At 64.9% G+C, this 17,393-nt stretch carries 15 protein-coding genes and 1 riboswitch; of the genes, 9 read left to right on the top strand and 6 right to left on the bottom strand.

Features of this window, described 5'->3' with window-relative positions:
• Positions 1-20 precede the first annotated feature (20 nt).
• Positions 21-986 carry a hypothetical protein gene (locus QD356_RS03105; protein ID WP_192837940.1) on the bottom strand — a complete coding sequence of 322 codons (966 nt, stop codon included), beginning with the start codon at positions 984-986 and terminating at the stop codon, positions 21-23.
• A 177-nt stretch (positions 987-1,163) separates the two neighbouring features.
• Positions 1,164-1,277, top strand: a riboswitch (TPP riboswitch).
• Between the two features lie 58 nt (positions 1,278-1,335).
• On the opposite strand from QD356_RS03105, the gene QD356_RS03100 reads away from it, so the two are divergent.
• The 3 genes from QD356_RS03100 (at position 1,336) to QD356_RS03090 (ending at position 4,339) form a co-directional block, all read left to right on the top strand.
• The gene (locus tag QD356_RS03100; protein ID WP_279876714.1) at positions 1,336-2,088 is read left to right on the top strand and encodes an ABC transporter ATP-binding protein; all 753 of its coding nucleotides are present in this window, start codon (positions 1,336-1,338) and stop codon (positions 2,086-2,088) included.
• Positions 2,085-2,852, top strand: a complete 768-nt coding sequence (locus QD356_RS03095) for an ABC transporter permease (protein WP_054556747.1) — start codon at positions 2,085-2,087, stop codon at positions 2,850-2,852. Before QD356_RS03100 ends, QD356_RS03095 begins: the two co-directional genes overlap by 4 nt.
• Before the next feature lie 182 nt (positions 2,853-3,034).
• Positions 3,035-4,339, top strand: coding sequence for an ABC transporter substrate-binding protein (locus QD356_RS03090; RefSeq protein ID WP_225996388.1), 1,305 nt, complete (start codon positions 3,035-3,037; stop codon positions 4,337-4,339).
• A gap of 113 nt (positions 4,340-4,452) precedes the next feature.
• Here the strand turns inward: QD356_RS03090 and QD356_RS03085 are convergent, their stop codons facing one another.
• The 3 genes from QD356_RS03085 to QD356_RS03075 all read right to left on the bottom strand — a co-directional run bounded on the left by QD356_RS03085 (position 4,453) and on the right by QD356_RS03075 (position 7,659).
• Positions 4,453-5,721, bottom strand: coding sequence for an MFS transporter (locus tag QD356_RS03085; RefSeq protein WP_192837939.1), 1,269 nt, complete (start codon positions 5,719-5,721; stop codon positions 4,453-4,455).
• The gene (locus QD356_RS03080) at positions 5,718-6,542 is read right to left on the bottom strand and encodes an alpha/beta fold hydrolase (RefSeq protein WP_318833281.1); all 825 of its coding nucleotides are present in this window, start codon (positions 6,540-6,542) and stop codon (positions 5,718-5,720) included. Before QD356_RS03080 ends, QD356_RS03085 begins: the two co-directional genes overlap by 4 nt.
• A gap of 208 nt (positions 6,543-6,750) precedes the next feature.
• Positions 6,751-7,659 (bottom strand): LysR substrate-binding domain-containing protein, encoded by a 909-nt coding sequence (locus QD356_RS03075; protein WP_043335040.1) that lies wholly within the window; start codon positions 7,657-7,659, stop codon positions 6,751-6,753.
• Positions 7,660-7,873: 214 nt separating this feature from the next.
• Between QD356_RS03075 and QD356_RS03070 the strand changes: the two genes are divergently transcribed.
• From QD356_RS03070 to QD356_RS03060, 3 genes are all read left to right on the top strand, one after another.
• Positions 7,874-8,926, top strand: a complete 1,053-nt coding sequence (locus tag QD356_RS03070) for a YeiH family protein (protein WP_225996387.1) — start codon at positions 7,874-7,876, stop codon at positions 8,924-8,926.
• 177 nt (positions 8,927-9,103) lie between these two features.
• Positions 9,104-9,370, top strand: coding sequence for a GrxA family glutaredoxin (locus QD356_RS03065; RefSeq protein WP_043335038.1), 267 nt, complete (start codon positions 9,104-9,106; stop codon positions 9,368-9,370).
• A gap of 214 nt (positions 9,371-9,584) precedes the next feature.
• Complete coding sequence (locus tag QD356_RS03060) at positions 9,585-11,342, top strand: monovalent cation:proton antiporter-2 (CPA2) family protein (protein ID WP_192837937.1); 1,758 nt, start codon at positions 9,585-9,587, stop codon at positions 11,340-11,342.
• A gap of 148 nt (positions 11,343-11,490) precedes the next feature.
• Here the strand turns inward: QD356_RS03060 and QD356_RS03055 are convergent, their stop codons facing one another.
• Positions 11,491-12,357 carry a DMT family transporter gene (locus tag QD356_RS03055; protein WP_225996441.1) on the bottom strand — a complete coding sequence of 289 codons (867 nt, stop codon included), beginning with the start codon at positions 12,355-12,357 and terminating at the stop codon, positions 11,491-11,493.
• 149 nt (positions 12,358-12,506) lie between these two features.
• Here QD356_RS03055 and QD356_RS03050 point away from each other — a divergent pair, with 149 nt between their 5' ends.
• Positions 12,507-13,289 (top strand): DUF1338 family protein, encoded by a 783-nt coding sequence (locus QD356_RS03050; RefSeq protein WP_043335032.1) that lies wholly within the window; start codon positions 12,507-12,509, stop codon positions 13,287-13,289.
• Between the two features lie 460 nt (positions 13,290-13,749).
• On the opposite strand, the gene nhaD is transcribed toward QD356_RS03050, so the two are convergent.
• Positions 13,750-15,039, bottom strand: a complete 1,290-nt coding sequence (gene nhaD, locus QD356_RS03045; RefSeq protein ID WP_192837935.1) for a sodium:proton antiporter NhaD — start codon at positions 15,037-15,039, stop codon at positions 13,750-13,752.
• 272 nt (positions 15,040-15,311) lie between these two features.
• Between nhaD and QD356_RS03040 the strand changes: the two genes are divergently transcribed.
• Together QD356_RS03040 and QD356_RS03035 are read left to right on the top strand one after the other, a co-directional pair.
• Complete coding sequence (locus tag QD356_RS03040) at positions 15,312-16,214, top strand: acyltransferase (protein WP_192837934.1); 903 nt, start codon at positions 15,312-15,314, stop codon at positions 16,212-16,214.
• Complete coding sequence (locus QD356_RS03035; protein ID WP_192837933.1) at positions 16,204-17,157, top strand: LysM peptidoglycan-binding domain-containing protein; 954 nt, start codon at positions 16,204-16,206, stop codon at positions 17,155-17,157. The genes QD356_RS03040 and QD356_RS03035 overlap by 11 nt, the downstream gene beginning before the upstream one ends.
• Positions 17,158-17,393: the final 236 nt, after the last annotated feature.

Below are 17,393 nucleotides of genomic sequence, written 5' to 3'. Positions count from 1 at the left end.
CAGTGTGCAGCACGCGGATTTCACGCCAGGCTGCGCGGCGAGACCCAGGCCGGGGCTGCCGCAAGCTCAGCATAGGACCGCGGACCGAAGGCCTCCATCGCCCACAACAGCGCACGACACAGCTCACGCTGGCCATCGAGATCGATCATGCGCCCATGGCGCGAATAGCCCTTCATGAAGGCCTGACGCTGCTCCGGCGTTTCCAGCAGCAACTCCACCAGCGCCCAGTCGAACTCGATCGGTGCCCACACCAGCGCCTCCCAATCGCTCCATACCCAGCCGGTGGCAGCGCACAGGTATTGATCGGCGCGCATGTCCGGCAGACACCACACCGCGCGAGTCGGTGCCGGGAAGGTGCGCTTGAGCAGCGTGCCGAGTTCCGCGCAACGCGGGTGATGGGCGAGAAAGCGCGTGACACGGGTATTCCAGTGCAATAGCGGCATTGGCTGCGCCAGCGGCTGACCGAAGCCCGACACCGTATCCTGATGCAGGCGACCGAGCTGGTCGCCCAGCAGCTCACAGAAGGTGATGCTGAGATCACTCGGCTGCCCGCTGGACCACGGCAGGTGCCAGATGGGCGCGCCATCGAGACGCCCGAGAAAGGTCAGGGGCAGCGGCGGAATCGGCAGGCGCGCGGGCAAGGCGCCCGCCAGTCGCGTCAGGCCCTCCGGGGTCGCCCAGCGATCGGCGCCGAAGACCCCGCGCATGGCGCGCCAGAAGGGGTCATGGTCTGGGCCGGTGCGCGCCAGCTTGATGAGGCCGGGCGTGCCGCCACGCTGGCGCCATAGCCAGTTGGCGCTATCCGGCCAGGCGAGTGCCAGCGGCTCGAGCGGTTGGCCCAGATAGGTCGAGAGCCGGCGGGTCAGTGACTCCTCGGGCCAGCCCCTGGGCACGGGACGCGGCTCGCCAACGGCCTCAGCCGTGCTCGGCCGCCGCGGGGGAACGGGATAACTGGAACAGGTCGAGAGATCCGGTGTGTCGGGCATGATGATCTCCTTGGGCTACACGTCTTGTTACAGTAAACCTCAGCATACCCAAGGCGTGGCACATCGGCATAGTCCGTTTCGCCCCACTCAGGAAAGCCACCGCCTGCCCTGCCCGCCTGCCCTGCCCACCTGACCCGCGTCGGACAAGACACCGGCAAGACAGTGACGTTACACTGTCGGCCTGGATGGGGGTGCCCGAGGATGGGCTGAGAGCCGCAGCGATACGTCGCGCGACAACCCCTGGAACCTGATCCGGTTGATACCGGCGGAGGGAATCCCCGACGCGTGCCCTGCATGGCGCGTCACCTGCTTCCTCCTGCCGGCACGCCGCCTGACCACGGAATTGCCTGTGTCGCTGGGACTCACCCTCAACAACGCACGAATCGATTACGCCGGCCACACGCTGTTCCGCGATATTTCCGCGCGTCTGGAGGCCGGTAGCTGGACGGCACTGCTTGGGCGCTCCGGCTGCGGCAAGAGTTCGCTGCTGCGCCTGCTGGCCGGCCTGGAGATGTCAGACCTCCACCAGCTCGACCTCGCCACCGATGACGGTCAGCCGCTGACCGACCGCGTGGCCTGGATGGCGCAGCAGGACCTGCTGCTGCCGTGGCGGCGCGTCATCGACAACCTGTGGCTGGGCGATGACCTGCGCCGGCGGCCGCGCAATCGCAAGCTTGCCCATGAGCTGCTGGCCGCGGTCGGGCTTGAGGGCCGTGAGCAGGCCTGGCCGGACGCCCTCTCCGGCGGTCAGCGCCAGCGCGTCGCCCTCGCCCGCACGCTTTACCAGCAGGCACCGGTCGTGATGATGGATGAGCCGTTCTCGGCGGTGGATGCCATCACCCGTCTGGAGCTGCATGATCTGGCCAGCCGCCTGCTCAGGGGCCGCACCGTCCTGATGGTGACCCATGACCCGCTGGAGGCATTGCGCCTTGCCGATCAACTGCTGGTGCTGCGCCCCTCGCGCATCCCGGGCCACGGCGCCGAGCTGGAACGCCTGCCGGGGCTTGGCGCCGCACGCCCGGTGCCGCTGGATGACCCGGCCCTGCCACCGGCGCAGGCGCAACTGATCGCCCGCCTGCGTGATAGCGAGGAGGCCGCATGAAACGTCTGCACGCCATGCGTCACCTCGTCATCAGCGCGCTGCTCCTGCTGGGGCTGTGGCAGCTGATCATTGCCGTCACCGCCGTACCACCCTACATTCTGCCCACACCGCAGGCCGTGCTCGAGGTACTGATCCAGAAGGCGCCGCTGCTGGCCCATCACGCTGGCGTCACCATCAGCGAGATACTGGCCGGGCTGGTGCTGGGCATTCTGCTCGGCCTTGCCACCGCGCTGGCGCTGGCCTTCATTCCCCGCCTGCGCCGCACGCTGCTGCCGATGCTGCTGATCAGCCAGGTGATACCGCTGTTCGCGATCGCGCCGCTGCTGGTGCTGTGGCTCGGCTATGACATGCTGTCCAAGGTGGTGATGGCGACGTTGATCATCTATTTCCCGGTCGCCTCCACCGGCTACGACGGCCTGCGTCAGACCCGACAGGGCTGGCTGGATCTTGCCCATACCCTGGGTGCCAGCCCATGGCGCCGACTGATCCACATCCAGCTGCCCGCCGCGCTGCCGGCACTGGCCTCCGGCATTCGCATGGCCGCGACCGCCGCCCCCATCGGCGCCGTCATCGGGGAATGGGCCGGTGCCAGTCAGGGGCTGGGCTATCTGATGCTCAACGCCAACGCGCGCATGGAAATCGACCTGATGTTCGCCGCCCTGCTGGTGCTGGTCGCCTTCTCCCTGCTGCTCTATTTCTCGCTGGATGCGCTGCTGCGCGCCCTGATGCCATGGCACCGCGACCGGCTGACACGTCTGAGCTGACACGCCTGAGCTGATACACCCGGGTCAAGACGACTGGCCTTCGGGCAGACACTGCATGACCGCATGACCGCAAGATCGCGTTACCGAAAGACGCAACGACGCTCGACACAAATTGCATGAGCCTGACGACTGCCGCCCACGAACGGCAGCACCACTACCCTGTGATCACAAGGAACTCCGCCATGTCTCTTTCGTCATCGGCGCCACGGCGCAAAGCGCAGCCGACACGTTCACCGCGTGCCTCACTGCTGTCCACCGCCTTCGCCACCCTGCTGACCACGCTGTGCCTGAGCAGCCTGCCAGCCACCGCCATGTCGGCCCACGCCGCCGAGGCAGAACCCGCCACCAGCACCCAGTCAGCGCCGGAAATCGTCGCTCAACAGGCCGAGGTCGGAGTGAACGGCGACTCGGCCGCCTCGGCGCCGGTGGCAAGCCAGGAAGCCGTCGAAGCGACCGCCGGCGCCGCCGAACAGGCGAAGAACGGTACTGAACCGACCGCGGATGCCCCGCCAGCCGCCAGCGACGAACAGAGCGCTGATGCTGACTCCAAGGACGTTGCCAATGACGCTACCAAGGACGCTGCCACCGCCGAGCAGCCATTGACGCAGTTCAAGGTCATGCTCGACTGGTACACCAACCCCGGCCACGCCCCGCTGGTGCTGGCGCAGGAGCTGGGCCTGTTCAAGAAGCACGGCCTTGATGTCGAGCTGATCGCCCCCGCCGACCCGAGCGTGCCGCCCAAGCTGGCCGCCGCCGAGCGCGTCGACATCGCCATCAGCTATCAGCCGCAGCTGCACCTGCAGATCGATCAGGGCCTGCCGCTGGTACGTATCGGCACCCTGGTCGCCACGCCGCTGAATGTGGTGGTGGTACGCGCCGACAGCGACATCCAGTCGATCGCCGACCTCAAGGGCAAGCGGGTCGGCTACTCGGTCGGCGGTGTCGAGGAAGTGCTGCTATCCACCATGCTGCAGCACAGCGGCCTGACGCTGGATGACATCACGCTGACCAACGTCAACTTCTCGCTGACGCCGTCACTGCTGACGCGCAAGGTCGATGCCGTCACCGGCGCCTTCCGCAACTTCGAGCTGGCCCAGATGGCCCAGGAAGGCGTCAAGGGCCGCGCCTTCTACATCGAGGAAGAAGGCGTGCCGACCTATGACGAGCTGATCTTCGTCGCCAACAGCGACAGCTACGAGCGCAAGCAGACCCAGTACGCCGGCTTCCTCGCCGCCGTCGGCGAAGCCACCGCCTGGATCATCAATCACCCGGACCAGGGCTGGGAAATGTTCCGCGACTCCGACCCGGCACTGGATACCGAGCTCAACAAGGAAGCCTGGTACGCCACCCTGCCGCGCTTCGCGCTGCGTCCTGCCGCGCTGGATGCCGGCCGCTACCGTGACTTCGAGGACTTCCTGTTCGAGCGCGGCATGATCAAGAAGCGCCAGTCGCTGAGCCACCTGGCCGTCGACGTCAACGCGCCCTGAGACGCTGAGCGCTTGAGCGCGCCCAATGCAAAACGCCCTGCCGGAGATTCCGACAGGGCGTTTTGGGTTCAGGACCGGCTCACTCTCGCCGTCTTGTGCCTATTCCACAAGCGCTAGCGGCGTGCCAGGCGACGCGACAGCCACAGAATCTGCAGCGGCTGAATCACCAGCGCGATCATCAGCACCGCGACCAGCAGCGGCATGCCCTCCAACGCGCCGCTCGGCGTGCTGACCAGCAGTCCGGCGCCTACATAGCTGCCGGCGGCAGAACTCAGATGCTGCACGGCACTCTGGGTGCTGGTGAAGGCTGCCCGCTCGTGGTCGGCGGGAATGAAGCTGTTGAGCGTATTCTGGGTCACACGCCGCGCCGACGAGAACAGCATGTAGGCGCCAAAACCGATCCAGATCAGCGACGGTCCCGGCGAATGCAGCAGGAAGGCCCAGCCGACCAGCGCCGTCATCAGGCAGGTGATGGTGCCCGGCCAGACACAGCCATAGCGATCACACAGCCGTCCCGTCAGCTGCATGCCGACCAGCGACAGGCCGCCACCGATCATGTAGAGCCCACCGAGATCCTCGCGCGGCAGGCCCAGATTGAACAGCAGATAGCTTGCCAGGTTGGGAATCACCAGGAAGTTGCTGAACATCGCCGTGGCGATCAGCGCCAGCCCCAGCCGATGGTCGGGCTGGGCCAGGATGGCCAGGATCGTGGTGCCCTTGCGGCTGCGCTGACGCGTCTCGGGGTTATCGAGATGGCCGCGGATCGGCGGCAGTATCCAGGCCAGCAGCCCGCACACCAGCAGCGCCAACAGCGCCACGGCGCGAAATGGCGCCTGCCAGCCGAAGCCCTGCGACAGCCACAGCGCAAACGGCAGCCCCAGCACCGAGGCCACCGAGAAGGCGCCCATCACCAGGCCCATGGCACGCCCCCGGCGTACTCCCGGCACCACGTCGATCACGATGGCCAGCGCCGTCGCCGCCGCCGGCCCGCCGAACAGTCCGCCCAGCATGCGCGCCGCCAGCAGGGTCTCGAAGTCGGTGGCGAAGCTGGCGATCAGGTGACAGAGCGCCGCACCGAACAGGAAGCCCAGCACCGCCCAGCGCCGGTCGAAGCGATCGGCGTGTCGCGTCCACAGCAGAGTGCCCACCGCGGCGGCCAGCGGATAACTGCCGACGATATAGCCAAGGTGATCCAGCGGAATGCCCAGCGAGGTGGCAAAGTCGGGGCCCAGCGCCATCACCATGGTGAAGCCCATGATGACGGCGAACTGCAGCAGGGTGACCAGTGCCACCACCAGGCGCTCGTGGGTGGTCACCGGCGGGATGACCCGCTCGCTCGCGGCCGGCTGACGATTTTCGGAGTGACGGCTCGGCGTACTCAAGCGCGTGCGACGCGATCAAGGAACGCCACCACCGCCTGCTGGAACTCGCTGGCACGCTCGGCGTGCAGCCAATGGCCGGCCTCCAGCGAGTCATCTTCCAGCGCAGGGAAGTGCTCGCGCATCGTCGCCAGGCCCTCGGACTGCACATAGTTGGAGCGCGAGCCCCACAACAGCAGCGCCGGCAGCTCGACCGGCCCCTGACCGTGCGGCGCCTCGACGACCTGCGGGTAGCCCGCCGCGATATGGTCCAGCCCGACGCGCCAGCCCATGGCGCCATCGTCGAGACGCACCAGATTGGTGGCGAGGAACTGGCGAATGGCCGGGGTATCGACATGCTGCGCCATCACCGTATCAGCCTCCTTGCGTGAGGCCGGGCGCGCGTCACGTACCGCCTCGAAGGCGGCAAAGATATCGTCATGCCCGTGGCCATAAGCGACCGGCGCGATATCGGCGACCAGCAGGCTGCGCAGACGCTCGGGCGCCTCGAGCGCGACCTGCATGGCGACCTTGCCGCCCATCGAGTGGCCCAGCAGGTCACAGCGCTCGATGGCGAGGCTGTCGAGCAGCGCGATGACATCCGCGGCCTGCTCGGGGTAGCTCATGCCGGCCACGTGCGGGCTGCGGCCGTGGTTGCGCAGATCCACCGCAATCACGCGGCGCGTCCGCGACCATGACTTGATATGCGAACGCCAGTTGTCGGCACTGCCGAACAGGCCGTGAAGAATGACCAGCGGCGTCGCGTCCTGCTGGCTCGTTGTCTGTTCCTCGGCGCCATCACGAGCATCGCTCTCGTGGTAATAAAGCTCGACCGTTGTGCTCATCATCATCTCCATGGACGCTAGACAGACCGTTACGCTCCCCGTGGCTCAGGCGCAGTAGCTCAGGCGCAGTAGCTCAGGCGCGGTAGCTCAGGCGCGGTAGCTCAGGCTCAGTGGCGTGGCTCAGCGGCGTGGCTCAGCGGCAGCCGGCTCGCGGGGAGCGCCTATGTTAGCAAACTATCAAGCGCGCGGCGGCTCCGTCCTCGACGGCTCAGCGCGGGCTGGCTTCCAGATAGACCTTGACCGCCTGCCACAGCGGGCTGCGATAACGCTCCGGGTGCCACAGCATCGAGAAGCGCCGCTTCAGGTTGAGCTGGGGCGTGGCCAGCACCACCAGCTCGCCACGCGCGATCTCGGCCGCCACCGACAGCCGCGACAGACACCCCAGCCCCAGCCCGGCGAACACGGCCTGCTTGATAGCCTCGTGCTGGCCCAGCTCCATGCGCACCTTGAGGCGCTCGATCCGCCCGTGCAGTGCACGCTCGAAGACCGCCCGCGTGCCCGAGCCCCCCTCGCGCAGAATCCAGTCGGCCGTGGCGAGGTCCTCGTCGCTGAGCGCCACGCCACGCACGGCCAGCGGATGGCTCGGCGGCGCCACCACCACCAGCTCATCCTCACGCCAGGTCTGACTCATCAGGCGCGGCGCATGGCAGTCACCCTCGATCAGGCCGAGTTCGGCGTCATAGTTGAGCACCGCTTCCACCACCTGATGGGTATTGCGCAGGCGCAGATTGAGCTCGGTACCCGGATGTTCGCGCATGAAGGCCCCCGCCAGCCCCGGCAACAACCAGGTGCCGATGGTCGCGCTGGCGGCGATTTCCAGCTCGCCACGCAGGTTGCCATCCACCACGCCGGGCTCACGCGCCTCCAGCTCCAGCGCGTGGGTCTGCTCCAGCAATTGCTCGGCGCGCGCCAGCAGGCGACGGCCATTGGCGTTCAGGGCCAGACGGCGGCCGAGGCGCTCGAACAGCTGCACCTCGAGATGACGCTCAAGCTCGGATAGCCCCTGACTCGCCGCCGATTGCGACAGGCCGATCTCGCGCGCCGCGGCACTGACGGAGCCATGGCGGGTCACCGCCACGAACACTTGCAACTGGCGCAGCGTGATGTGGATCTGCATATCGGTTTTTCCGGTATGTAATAAAAGAATAATCGACTAACTGCCGAATAATATTCCCGAATAGACTAATCATCAAACCAGAGACACTAAGCAAGCGACGCAGACTCAAGCGCCCTTGCCGATGACAGCCGTGCACCCCACGCCAGCGCACGACCCATAACAAGACAGGCCATGTTCCGCACGGGATAGGCCACTTTCCTCAAGGAGAATGCTCATGGACGCACAGACCCTGACTCCCCCCGCCACTGCCGAGCGCTTGCGCCGCATGTTGCCGGGCCTCGCCCTGTGTGGCGGCCTGACCCTGGTGGGACTGGCATTGCATTCCATTCCGGCGCTGGCCTCCACCGGCATCAGCCCGCTGGTTTTCGCCCTGCTGTGCGGCATCGTGGTCGGCAACCTGCCGATCACCAGCCGGCACGCCGCGGCGCTCTCCCCGGGGCTGCATATCGCGACCAAGAAGCTGCTGCGTCTCGGCATCATCCTGTTCGGCCTCTCCATCACCCTGCAGCAGATTCTCGGCCTGGGCTGGAGCGTCGTCTTCCTCGATGTGCTGGTGATCACCGCGGTGCTGAGCAGCGGCTACTTCATCGGCACGCGCTGGCTGGGGCTGGACCGCGACACCGCACTGCTGACCAGTGCCGGTTCCGCCATCTGTGGCGCCGCGGCGGTACTGGCGACCGAATCGATGATCAAGGCACGCCCGGCGGCCACCGCCATGGCCGTCGCCACGGTGGTGCTGTTCGGCTCGCTGGCGATGCTGGTCTACCCGCTGCTCTACCCGCTGAGCGGCATGCATGAAGGCCTGTTCGGCATCTATATCGGTTCCACCATCCACGAGGTCGCTCAGGTCGTGGCCGCCGGTGAAGCGGTCGGCCCGGACGCCCTGGCCAATGCGCTGATCGTCAAGTTGATGCGCGTGATGATGCTGGTACCCTTCCTGCTGCTGTTGCCGAAGCTGTGGGCCATGCGTGCCCGTACCGAGGGCGATGACCGCGAAACCGGCGGCAGCATGACGATTCCGTGGTTCGCGCTGGGCTTCATCGCCATGGCCGGCATCAACAGCACCGGCGAGATCCCGGCGGCAGTGCACTCAAGCCTCTCTACCCTCGGCAGCGTGGCACTGACCATGGCCATGGCGGGCCTGGGCGTCGAGACTCGCATCGATCGTCTGCGCTCACTGGGCATGAAGCCTTTCCTGCTCGCGCTGATCCTGTTCACGCTGCTGATCGTCGGTGGCTTTGGCGCCAATCTGCTGCTGATGGGCTAATCCTCAGCACGGCAGTGATTGATTGCCCCAATGACTTTGGTAGTACGGCTCAATTGGCAAACCCGGGCAGGCTCAAGCACAATGGCGGCCATCGATTACTCACCGGCAGTGCCGGCGCCATTTTCTCGGCCCACCCAGTACGGGCTGAACGAGAGTCACGAACCTTAGGAGAGTCTCATGCTTGCAGTCATTTTCGGTCGTCCGGGTTGCCCTTTCTGTGTCCGCGCCAAGGACCTCGCGGAAGAGCTCACCGCCAAGCGCGATGATTTCGACTTCCGCTACATCGACATCCATGCCGAAGGCATCAGCAAGGCCGACATGGAAAAGACCATCGGCAAGCCGGTCGAGACCGTGCCGCAGATCTTCGTCGATCAGACCCACATTGGTGGCTTCACCGAATTCAACCAGTACGTGCAGGACGAAGCTCTGATGCCGCAGGCCTGATCGCCGCCATCAGCCGCTTCACTGCTGAAGCCCTCGCCATTGGCGGGGGCTTTTTTGTGCCTGCGTCACCGCCTCCCGCCCCTGGTCACGACACTCACTCGCACCACAACGCTGTGCACAGGGTCGCATCTTGCGCACCTTGCCGCTTGCGACAAAAGGAGGGGGCAGCGACAATCGCTGCCTTCTCCGCCCGTGTATGCACAAGGACACGCACATGAACATGTTGATGGAAGGCGCCGTGCTGCTGGGGTGCGCGGTGGTTGCCGTGCCACTTTTCCAGCGTCTGGGCCTCGGCTCCATCCTGGGCTATCTGGCCATCGGGGTACTGCTGGGTCCGTCGTTGATCGGCTTCATCTCGGAGCCTGGCGAAGTACTGCACTTCGCCGAATTCGGGGTCGTCATGCTGCTGTTCATGATAGGACTGGAACTGGAGCCCAAGCGCCTGTGGGACATGCGCCTCAAGCTTGCGGGCCTGGGCAGCGCCCAGATGCTGCTGTGCGGCGCCCTGCTCACCCCTGTCGGCCTGTGGCTGGGGCTGGAATTGCCCGCCGCCGTGTTGCTGGGCCTGATTCTGGCGCTGTCCTCGACCGCTTTCGCGCTGCAGGTATTGAGCGAGAATCAGCAGCTGGCGACGCCGCACGGCCAGTCGACCTTCGCCATCCTGCTGTTCCAGGACCTGGCGGTGATCCCGCTGCTGGCCTTGATGCCGCTGTTCGCTGACAACTTCGATGCCTCCACCGGCACCAACTGGATCGGCATCGCCAAGGGCATCGGCATGATCGCGGCGGTCATCATCGTCGGCCGCCTTGTCGTGCCGCGCCTGCTCAAGATGGTCGCGCGCAGCGAGATCCACGAGATCTTCACCGCCGCGGCCTTGTTCGTGGTGATCAGCACGGCGCTGCTGATGGAGTGGGTGGGGCTGTCCATGGCCCTGGGCGCCTTCCTGGCCGGGGTGCTGCTGGCCGATACCGTCTACCGTCACGAGCTGGAAGCCAACATCGAGCCCTTCAAGGGGCTGCTGCTGGGGCTGTTCTTCATGGCCGTGGGCATGTCGGTCGACGTGTCGCTGGTGATAGAGCGTCCGCTGACCGTGCTGGCGCTGACGCTGGCGCTGATGTTCGGCAAGGTCATCGTCATCACGCTGGTCGGACGCGTCGCACGCCTCAAGATGGCCGAGGCCCTGCCGCTGGCGGCGGTCCTGTCACAGGGTGGTGAGTTCGACTTCGTGCTGCTGACCGCCGGCATGGCCGCCGGCATCTTCGATCAGACCCTCACCAGCCTGGTGATCAGTGCGGTGACCCTGTCGATGGCTGCCACGCCCTTCCTCTATCGCTATGCCCGCCACCTCGGCGCCACCAGCGAAGCCAAGCGTCCCTATGATGAGGACTTCGGTGAGGAAACACCGCAGGTGGTCATCGCCGGCTTCGGCCGCTTCGGCCAGATCAGCGCGCGCATGCTCAAGAGTCAGGGCATCAACTTCACCGCCCTTGACCCCAATATCACCCAGGTCGAGTTCGTGCGTCAGTTCGGGTCGCGTATCTTCTACGCCGATGCCAGCCGCGCCGAATTGCTGCGGGCGGCGGGCGCCGAGCAGGCCAGGATCATGCTGGTGGCGGTCGATGATGCCGAGACCTCGACAGGCATCGTGCGCATGGTGCGCCATCAATTCCCGCACCTGAAGCTGTTCGTGCGTGCCCGCAACCGCCACCACGCCTGGGAGCTGATGGAACTGGGCGTGGAGCACGTGATTCGTGACACCTACGCCAGCAGCCTGGAGATGGGCGGAGAACTGCTGGTGGCGATGGGCTATCCCAGTGCTCGCGCGGCGGAAGTGGCGCGTGCGTTCCGGGAAATGGATGACAACATGCTCAAGCAGAACTACGAGCACCGTCACGACCAGAAAGCACTCGTCAACAGCGAGCAGGCCGCCATGGTCGAGCTCAAGCGTCTGTTCCAGAACAATCAGGACTGACGTCGCACGACTCGCCAGAGCGCTCAGTCGCGCCTGAAAAGACACAAGGGCCGCCCCGGCAGGGGCGGCCCTTGTCGTTGGTGGACTCGGCAACACCTTGCGTGCAGACCCGCCCTCTCGAGAGACAGACGGGCGGCCCGAGGCCTGCTCAGCCCTGCGACAGGCGGCGGGACGTCAGGCGCGCCCGCCACTGCGGGCCGAACAGATAGGCGCACAGCCCGATCACGATCAGCAAGGCCCCGGCGAGCACGCGGCTGGAGATCAGCTCATCATTGAGCACCGCGCCCAGGCTCATGGCGAAGATGGGGGTGATCAAGGTCGCCAGCGCCACCGTACTGGCCGACAGGCGTGACAGCACGAAGTAGTAGCACAGGTAGCCGATCAGCGAGCCGAAGATGCCAAGGTAGAGGATGGCCGCCATCGGACGCCCCTCCGGCAGGGCCTGCGGCACGCCATCGACGATCAGCGCACACACCAGATAGAGCGGCAGAGAGACCAGCAGCGCCCCCTCCGTCTGCACCAGCGGATGCAGCCCTGCCCGCTCGCGCTGCACCAGTACCCCAGAGGCCGCGAAGCAATTGACGGCCAGCAGCATGGTCAGCACTCCCTTCCAGCTGCCCGGCGGCAACGCCAGGGAATCCGAGACCGCGACGGCCAGTCCACTCAATGCCAACGCAAACCCCATCCACTGCAACTTGTCAAGTGGAGCACTTTTCAACCACCAGCGTGCATAAAGCCCTGATAGCAAAGGTGCCAGTCCAAACAGTAACGACATGATACCGCTTGGTAACCAGGCCGCAGAGAGGTAGGCGAAGTACATGCCACCCCAGATACCCAGAGCAGCTGCCGAGTAGCTGCGCAGCGCCCCACGCGAAAGGTCAATTTTCAGCCCCATCATGCGTAACAATGGGTAACCGAGGCATGCGGCAATTAACATTCTGCCCATCGCCGACCAGGCAGGCAGCCAGCCCGAGGCGCTCCACGAGATGGCCAGCGGTGTCGTCGACCACACCATGAGAACCACGCAATACGCCACCAGCACTGGCATTTTTACTCTCCGATCAAGAAACGCGAAAAAACGGATAATGGCGTTGAATACCCCTTTGCACGACTACCTATAATCGCTCCAGCACTGAGGTCATAGGGGCCGTCCAAGGAGGCATCATGCAACGCAAGGAATTCCAACAGCAGCTATGGCTGGACTTCGTCCATCGCCATCCCGACATCGGGGCGCTGGATATCTGGCCAGACAGCATCAACCCTGAATATCTGATGTTCCTGACGCTGAATCAGGGGCCTTTCAGAAGCGAGAAACTGTTACCCAGCCTGTATCACCAGGGCTATCGCCGCGTGAAACAGTACGCCATGGCCGACCGCGGCCTGCTGGTCGATCTGCTGCTTCCCCCGGATGGTGGCGCTGCCGTCATGCTGGCGGAACTGCAGGCCAACAGCCTGCCGCCGATGCACCGCGACCTGCTCAAGCGCCTGATCAGTCAGAGTCATCGTGATGACTGCAAGGGACAGAACCTGCTCGCGCCCTGCCGTCCGTGGGACATGCCGGACTGGCCGACCTTCGAGCGCCTGCTCGAGGCCAACCCGCTGGCTGCCTGGCTCTCCGTGATGGGGCCGCGCCTGCACCATGTCGGCTTCAATGCCGAAGAGCTTGGCGAAACGCTGGAAGCGGTCTGCGAGGGCATGCTGGCCTACGGCATGGCTCCGCAGACCGGGCGCCATCATGCGGTACTGCCCATCAATCCCAAGCTGCAGTATCACTACTACCCGGCCCACGCCCAGCGCATGGTGTTCGCGGACGGTGACGAGCATATGGTGGTGCTGGGCGGCATCGCCCTGCTGGCGACGGCACCGGTGACGACTCAACAAGAAGGAAAACAGCGTCCCGCAGAACAACTGCTGCCGGAACATACGCTGTGCCAGCTCAGCGCGTAACGGCTTCTTGGCAGCACTGCGCAATGAGATGAGTCGCATTCAGCCCCCTACGCATGTGTAGGGGGCTCTTGTGTTCAGCGGGTGACATGCCCTGTCATGCCATACCCTTCACACCCTCTCTTGCCATCACCCTTCATGGCATCACCCCATGGTGTCATCACCGCACGACTCGCCGCTTTCCCCCGCCATGCCTGCGTCTTGTGTCTGAGCCTCTAAACCTAACGTCGCAGACAGGTTATCAACAGAAGCTGTGGAAAAAGCTGTGAAGAATCTCTGTACATCTAGGTATCGCCATCGAGATCAGGCGAGCGCAGACAGATTGATCAAAAAATGATCAGTCGACCGCAAACAGCGCCAATTCCCCTTCCGACCACGCATCTGGCAGTGCATCAGGCGGCCGCTGTGGCAGCGACTACGGCAGCGGCTGTGGCCGTAGTGAACACCCCCATCAACTTCCACATCAGCCCAGAGACGAGAGCGCCAATGTCACTGGCGTGTTCGTGATCTGCCCGCCCAGCCAGTATGCCCCCAGATAGCCCACGCTGTAGGCCAGCAACAACGCCGGGAAGAAGCGCAGATAACTCATGAAGCTCACCTCGCGCACCTTGGAAAGCGCGATCACCCCGGCGGCGGAGCCAATCACCAGCAGCGAGCCACCCACGCCTGCGGCATAGGTCAGCGCCAGCCACTCCGCATCGTTCATGCTGACATCCGCCTTGAGCACTGCGGCGGTCAGCGGCACGTTATCCACCAGCGCCGAAAGCAGCCCGACCAGATAATTGGCCTGCATCGCCGGCATCAGGGCATAGAGCTGTGCCAGGCCTTCCAGCAGACGAGCTTCCTTGAGCGCCCCGACCATCAGCAGGATGCCGAGGAAGAATAGCAATGTATCGAATTCGATAATACGAATGTAATCAAGTATGCGGCGCTCTTCGCTGTCGCTGCGCCGTTCGGCGACATGTCCAAGCAGGAACATCAACGACATCCCAAACAGGAAGGTCAGCAGCGGCGGCACGCCAAACAGCACGTTGAGCCCGAGGGTCGATAGGATGGTGGCCAGAAACAGCCAGGCGACCAGACGATCAAGACGCCGGGTCTCGCGCGGCTCGCGCACCAGGTTCACCTCGCCTCCCAGCCCGGGCAGCAGTAGCGTCGCCAGCAGCATCACGCTGAGGAAGGACGGCAGCGCCAGCAGCATCAGCTCACTGATGCGCACCTTGCCCGCCAGGAAGATCATCAGCGTGGTCACATCCCCGGTGATCAGCGCCACCCCGCCGGAGTTGACGGCGAATACCGCCAGCACCGCAAAGCGCAGCGTCTTCTTCGGCGCCAAGCCCAGCGACAGCACCAGGGTCAGCGAAACCAGCGTCGCGGTGATGTTGTCGGCCAGCGATGAAAAGGCGAAGGCAAAGAGCCCCGTCAGATACAGCAGGCCGCGCTCCCCGATGCGTTTCGGCAGCAGGCGGTAGATCAGATTGGCGATCAGCCCCTTGGCATTGAGAAAGGCCACGAAGGTCATCGCCGCCATCAGAAACAGCCACAAGGTGGCGATCTCGAGCAGGTTCTCGTTCAAGACCTCGGGGACATCATCCACCGCCAGGGCCGCGGGGCCGAAGATGAATAGCAGCAACCAGCTGAAGGTGCCCAGCAACAAGGTCGTCTTGGCCTTGTTGAGATGGATCACATCCTCGATGGCAATCAACACGAAGGCGGCCAGCGCCAGCCCGATCAATAATCCCTGCAACCACATGCCACTCTCACTCCCTGAGATATCGCCGCGCAGCGGCGGCGATGATTGACGGTGCCCGGCGTGACTTCAGCGTGAGCCCTGCCACGACCTTTCCCTTGCACCGACCCGTCACACGACCGGCGATGCATCTCATCACAGCTGCGTGCGCCCCGCCATTCGACCTGAGGGGGCGTTCGCTTCGTGCAACGCAGGGTTGCCATCCCCCACGCAAGCGGGGTGGGCATCCACTCTTGGGTGAATTACGATGGCGCCACCTGATGAAGGAGTCATGCATGTCGAGTATCAGAGGTGTCATCAGCCTTGTCTTTCTGATCATCAATACCCTGTGCTGGGCGCTGCCGCTGTATCTGCTGGCCGCACTCAAGCTGATCACGCCATCGCGCCGCCTGCAGTTGCACATGCTGGAGGGGCTCAACCGCCTCGCCATGGGCTGGATCGGCACCAACAACCTGTGGATTCGCCATGTGCTGCGCCCGCGCTGGGACATCCACGTGCCGCCATCGCTGCGCGATGGGTCTGCCCGACGTCGCTGGTGGCTGGTGATCGCCAATCATCGCAGCTGGACTGACATCTTCGTTCTCCAGTACGCCCTGCACCGTCGTACGCCGATGCCCAAGTTCTTCCTCAAGCAGGAGCTCATCTGGGTACCGGTGATCGGCCTTGCCTGGTGGGCGCTGGAATTCCCGTTCATGCGCCGTTACAGCCAGCAGAAACTGGCCAGCAATCCGCGGCTCGCCGAGCGTGATCGCGAAGCGACGCGACGCATGTGCGAGCGCTCGCGCCAGGCGCCGATGGCGATCTTCAACTTCGTGGAAGGCACTCGCTTCACGCCCGCCAAGCACAGCCAGCAGCAAAGCCCTTTCCAGCACCTGCTCAAGCCGCGTGCCGGCGGCAGTGCCCAGGTGATCAACACGCTTGGCGATCGACTTTCCGGTATTCTGGATGCCACCCTCGATTACCGACATGCCGATGCCAGTTTCTGGCAGTTCCTGTGCGGTCACGGGGGCGACATCACGCTCGTCATCACTCAGCGGCCGTTGGAGCCCTGGATGCTGGACGGCAACTATCATGCGGACGCCGCCTATCGCGAGCGCTTCCAGCAATGGCTCAATCAGGTCTGGAAGGACAAGGATGCCCGACTGTCACGTGCAGGGAATGACATTGATGAACACTGAATACGGCCTGAATGCCGCGGACTTCTCGGCACGAGCGCAGGCCGGACCTGACGTGAACCGTCCACTTCTGCAGCGGGCCGGCCTCGCGCTGCGCTGGCTGGCGCTGATCTGCCTCGGCCTGTGGCTGAGCGGCTGCGCGACCGGCAGCTACTCCGGCTCGCCGGCCGGCCAGTGGGTCACCATCCAGAAGGGCGATACCCTGGGGCAGATCGCGCGCGATGCCGACATTCCCCTGCTGCGCCTCACGCGCTTCAATCCGGGCGTCAAGATTCGTGACCTCAAGGTCGGTCAGCGCATCCTGGTGCCCACCGCGCGTGAGCGGGCTCCCTCCGGCGGCCCGTATCGCTATCAGCTGCGCCCCGGCGACACCTACTCCAAGGTCGGTCGCTATTTCGGTGCCAGCCCGCAGCGCATTCAGGCCGCCAACCCCGGCAAGGACCCCAATGATCTCGATGTCGGCATGCTGATCTCGGTGCCGCTCAACGGTGGCCCGAGCCGCAGCGCCCCGGCCGCGCGCGCCAGCGGTGGCAGCCTGGTCGCCCGCCCGGACCCCGGCCCGCTGCAGAAGCCGGGCCAGTCATGGCGCTGGCCTGCCGCCGGCAGCGTGACGCGTGAATTCGGCACCAACGGCAATGGCCAGCTGGCGCCCATGCAGATTCGTACCGCCGCCAGCGGCATCGCCAGTGCACCGGCGCGGGGCGAAGTGCGCTTCGCCGACTCCATGCGCCAACTGGGCAACGTGGTCATCCTGCACCACTCCGGCAACCTGCAGAGCGTGCTGGCCCAGTGCGGCGAGATTCTGGTCAAGGTGGGTCAGCAGGTCACTCCGGGCACGCCGCTTTGTCGCGTCGCACGCGGCAACAACGGTCAGCATGAATTGCTGTTCGACGTGCGCCACGGCGGCAAGCCGATCGACCCGCGCGAGATTCTCGAGAAGCGCTGAACCAGCGTTGCTTCACGGCGCCAGCCCGACATGGCGCCACCTCCAATCCCCGCCAGATGACGACAGCGCCGGTGCCACGCCGGTGACTGTCGTCCTTGCTTGACGATTCATGAGACAACCCACATACCTCTGAGTTGTGAGGGGTTGAGGGTGTGTCATCGCTTCGTCACCTGCTTGTTATGCCGCCGTCACTCCCTCTCTCGATAATGACCACAATAGTCATCTAGGGAGACGTC

Source organism: Cobetia sp. 2AS (assembly GCF_029846355.1).
GTDB classification, from domain to species: domain Bacteria; phylum Pseudomonadota; class Gammaproteobacteria; order Pseudomonadales; family Halomonadaceae; genus Cobetia; species Cobetia amphilecti.
This window is presented reverse-complemented; position numbering and strand designations above follow the sequence as displayed.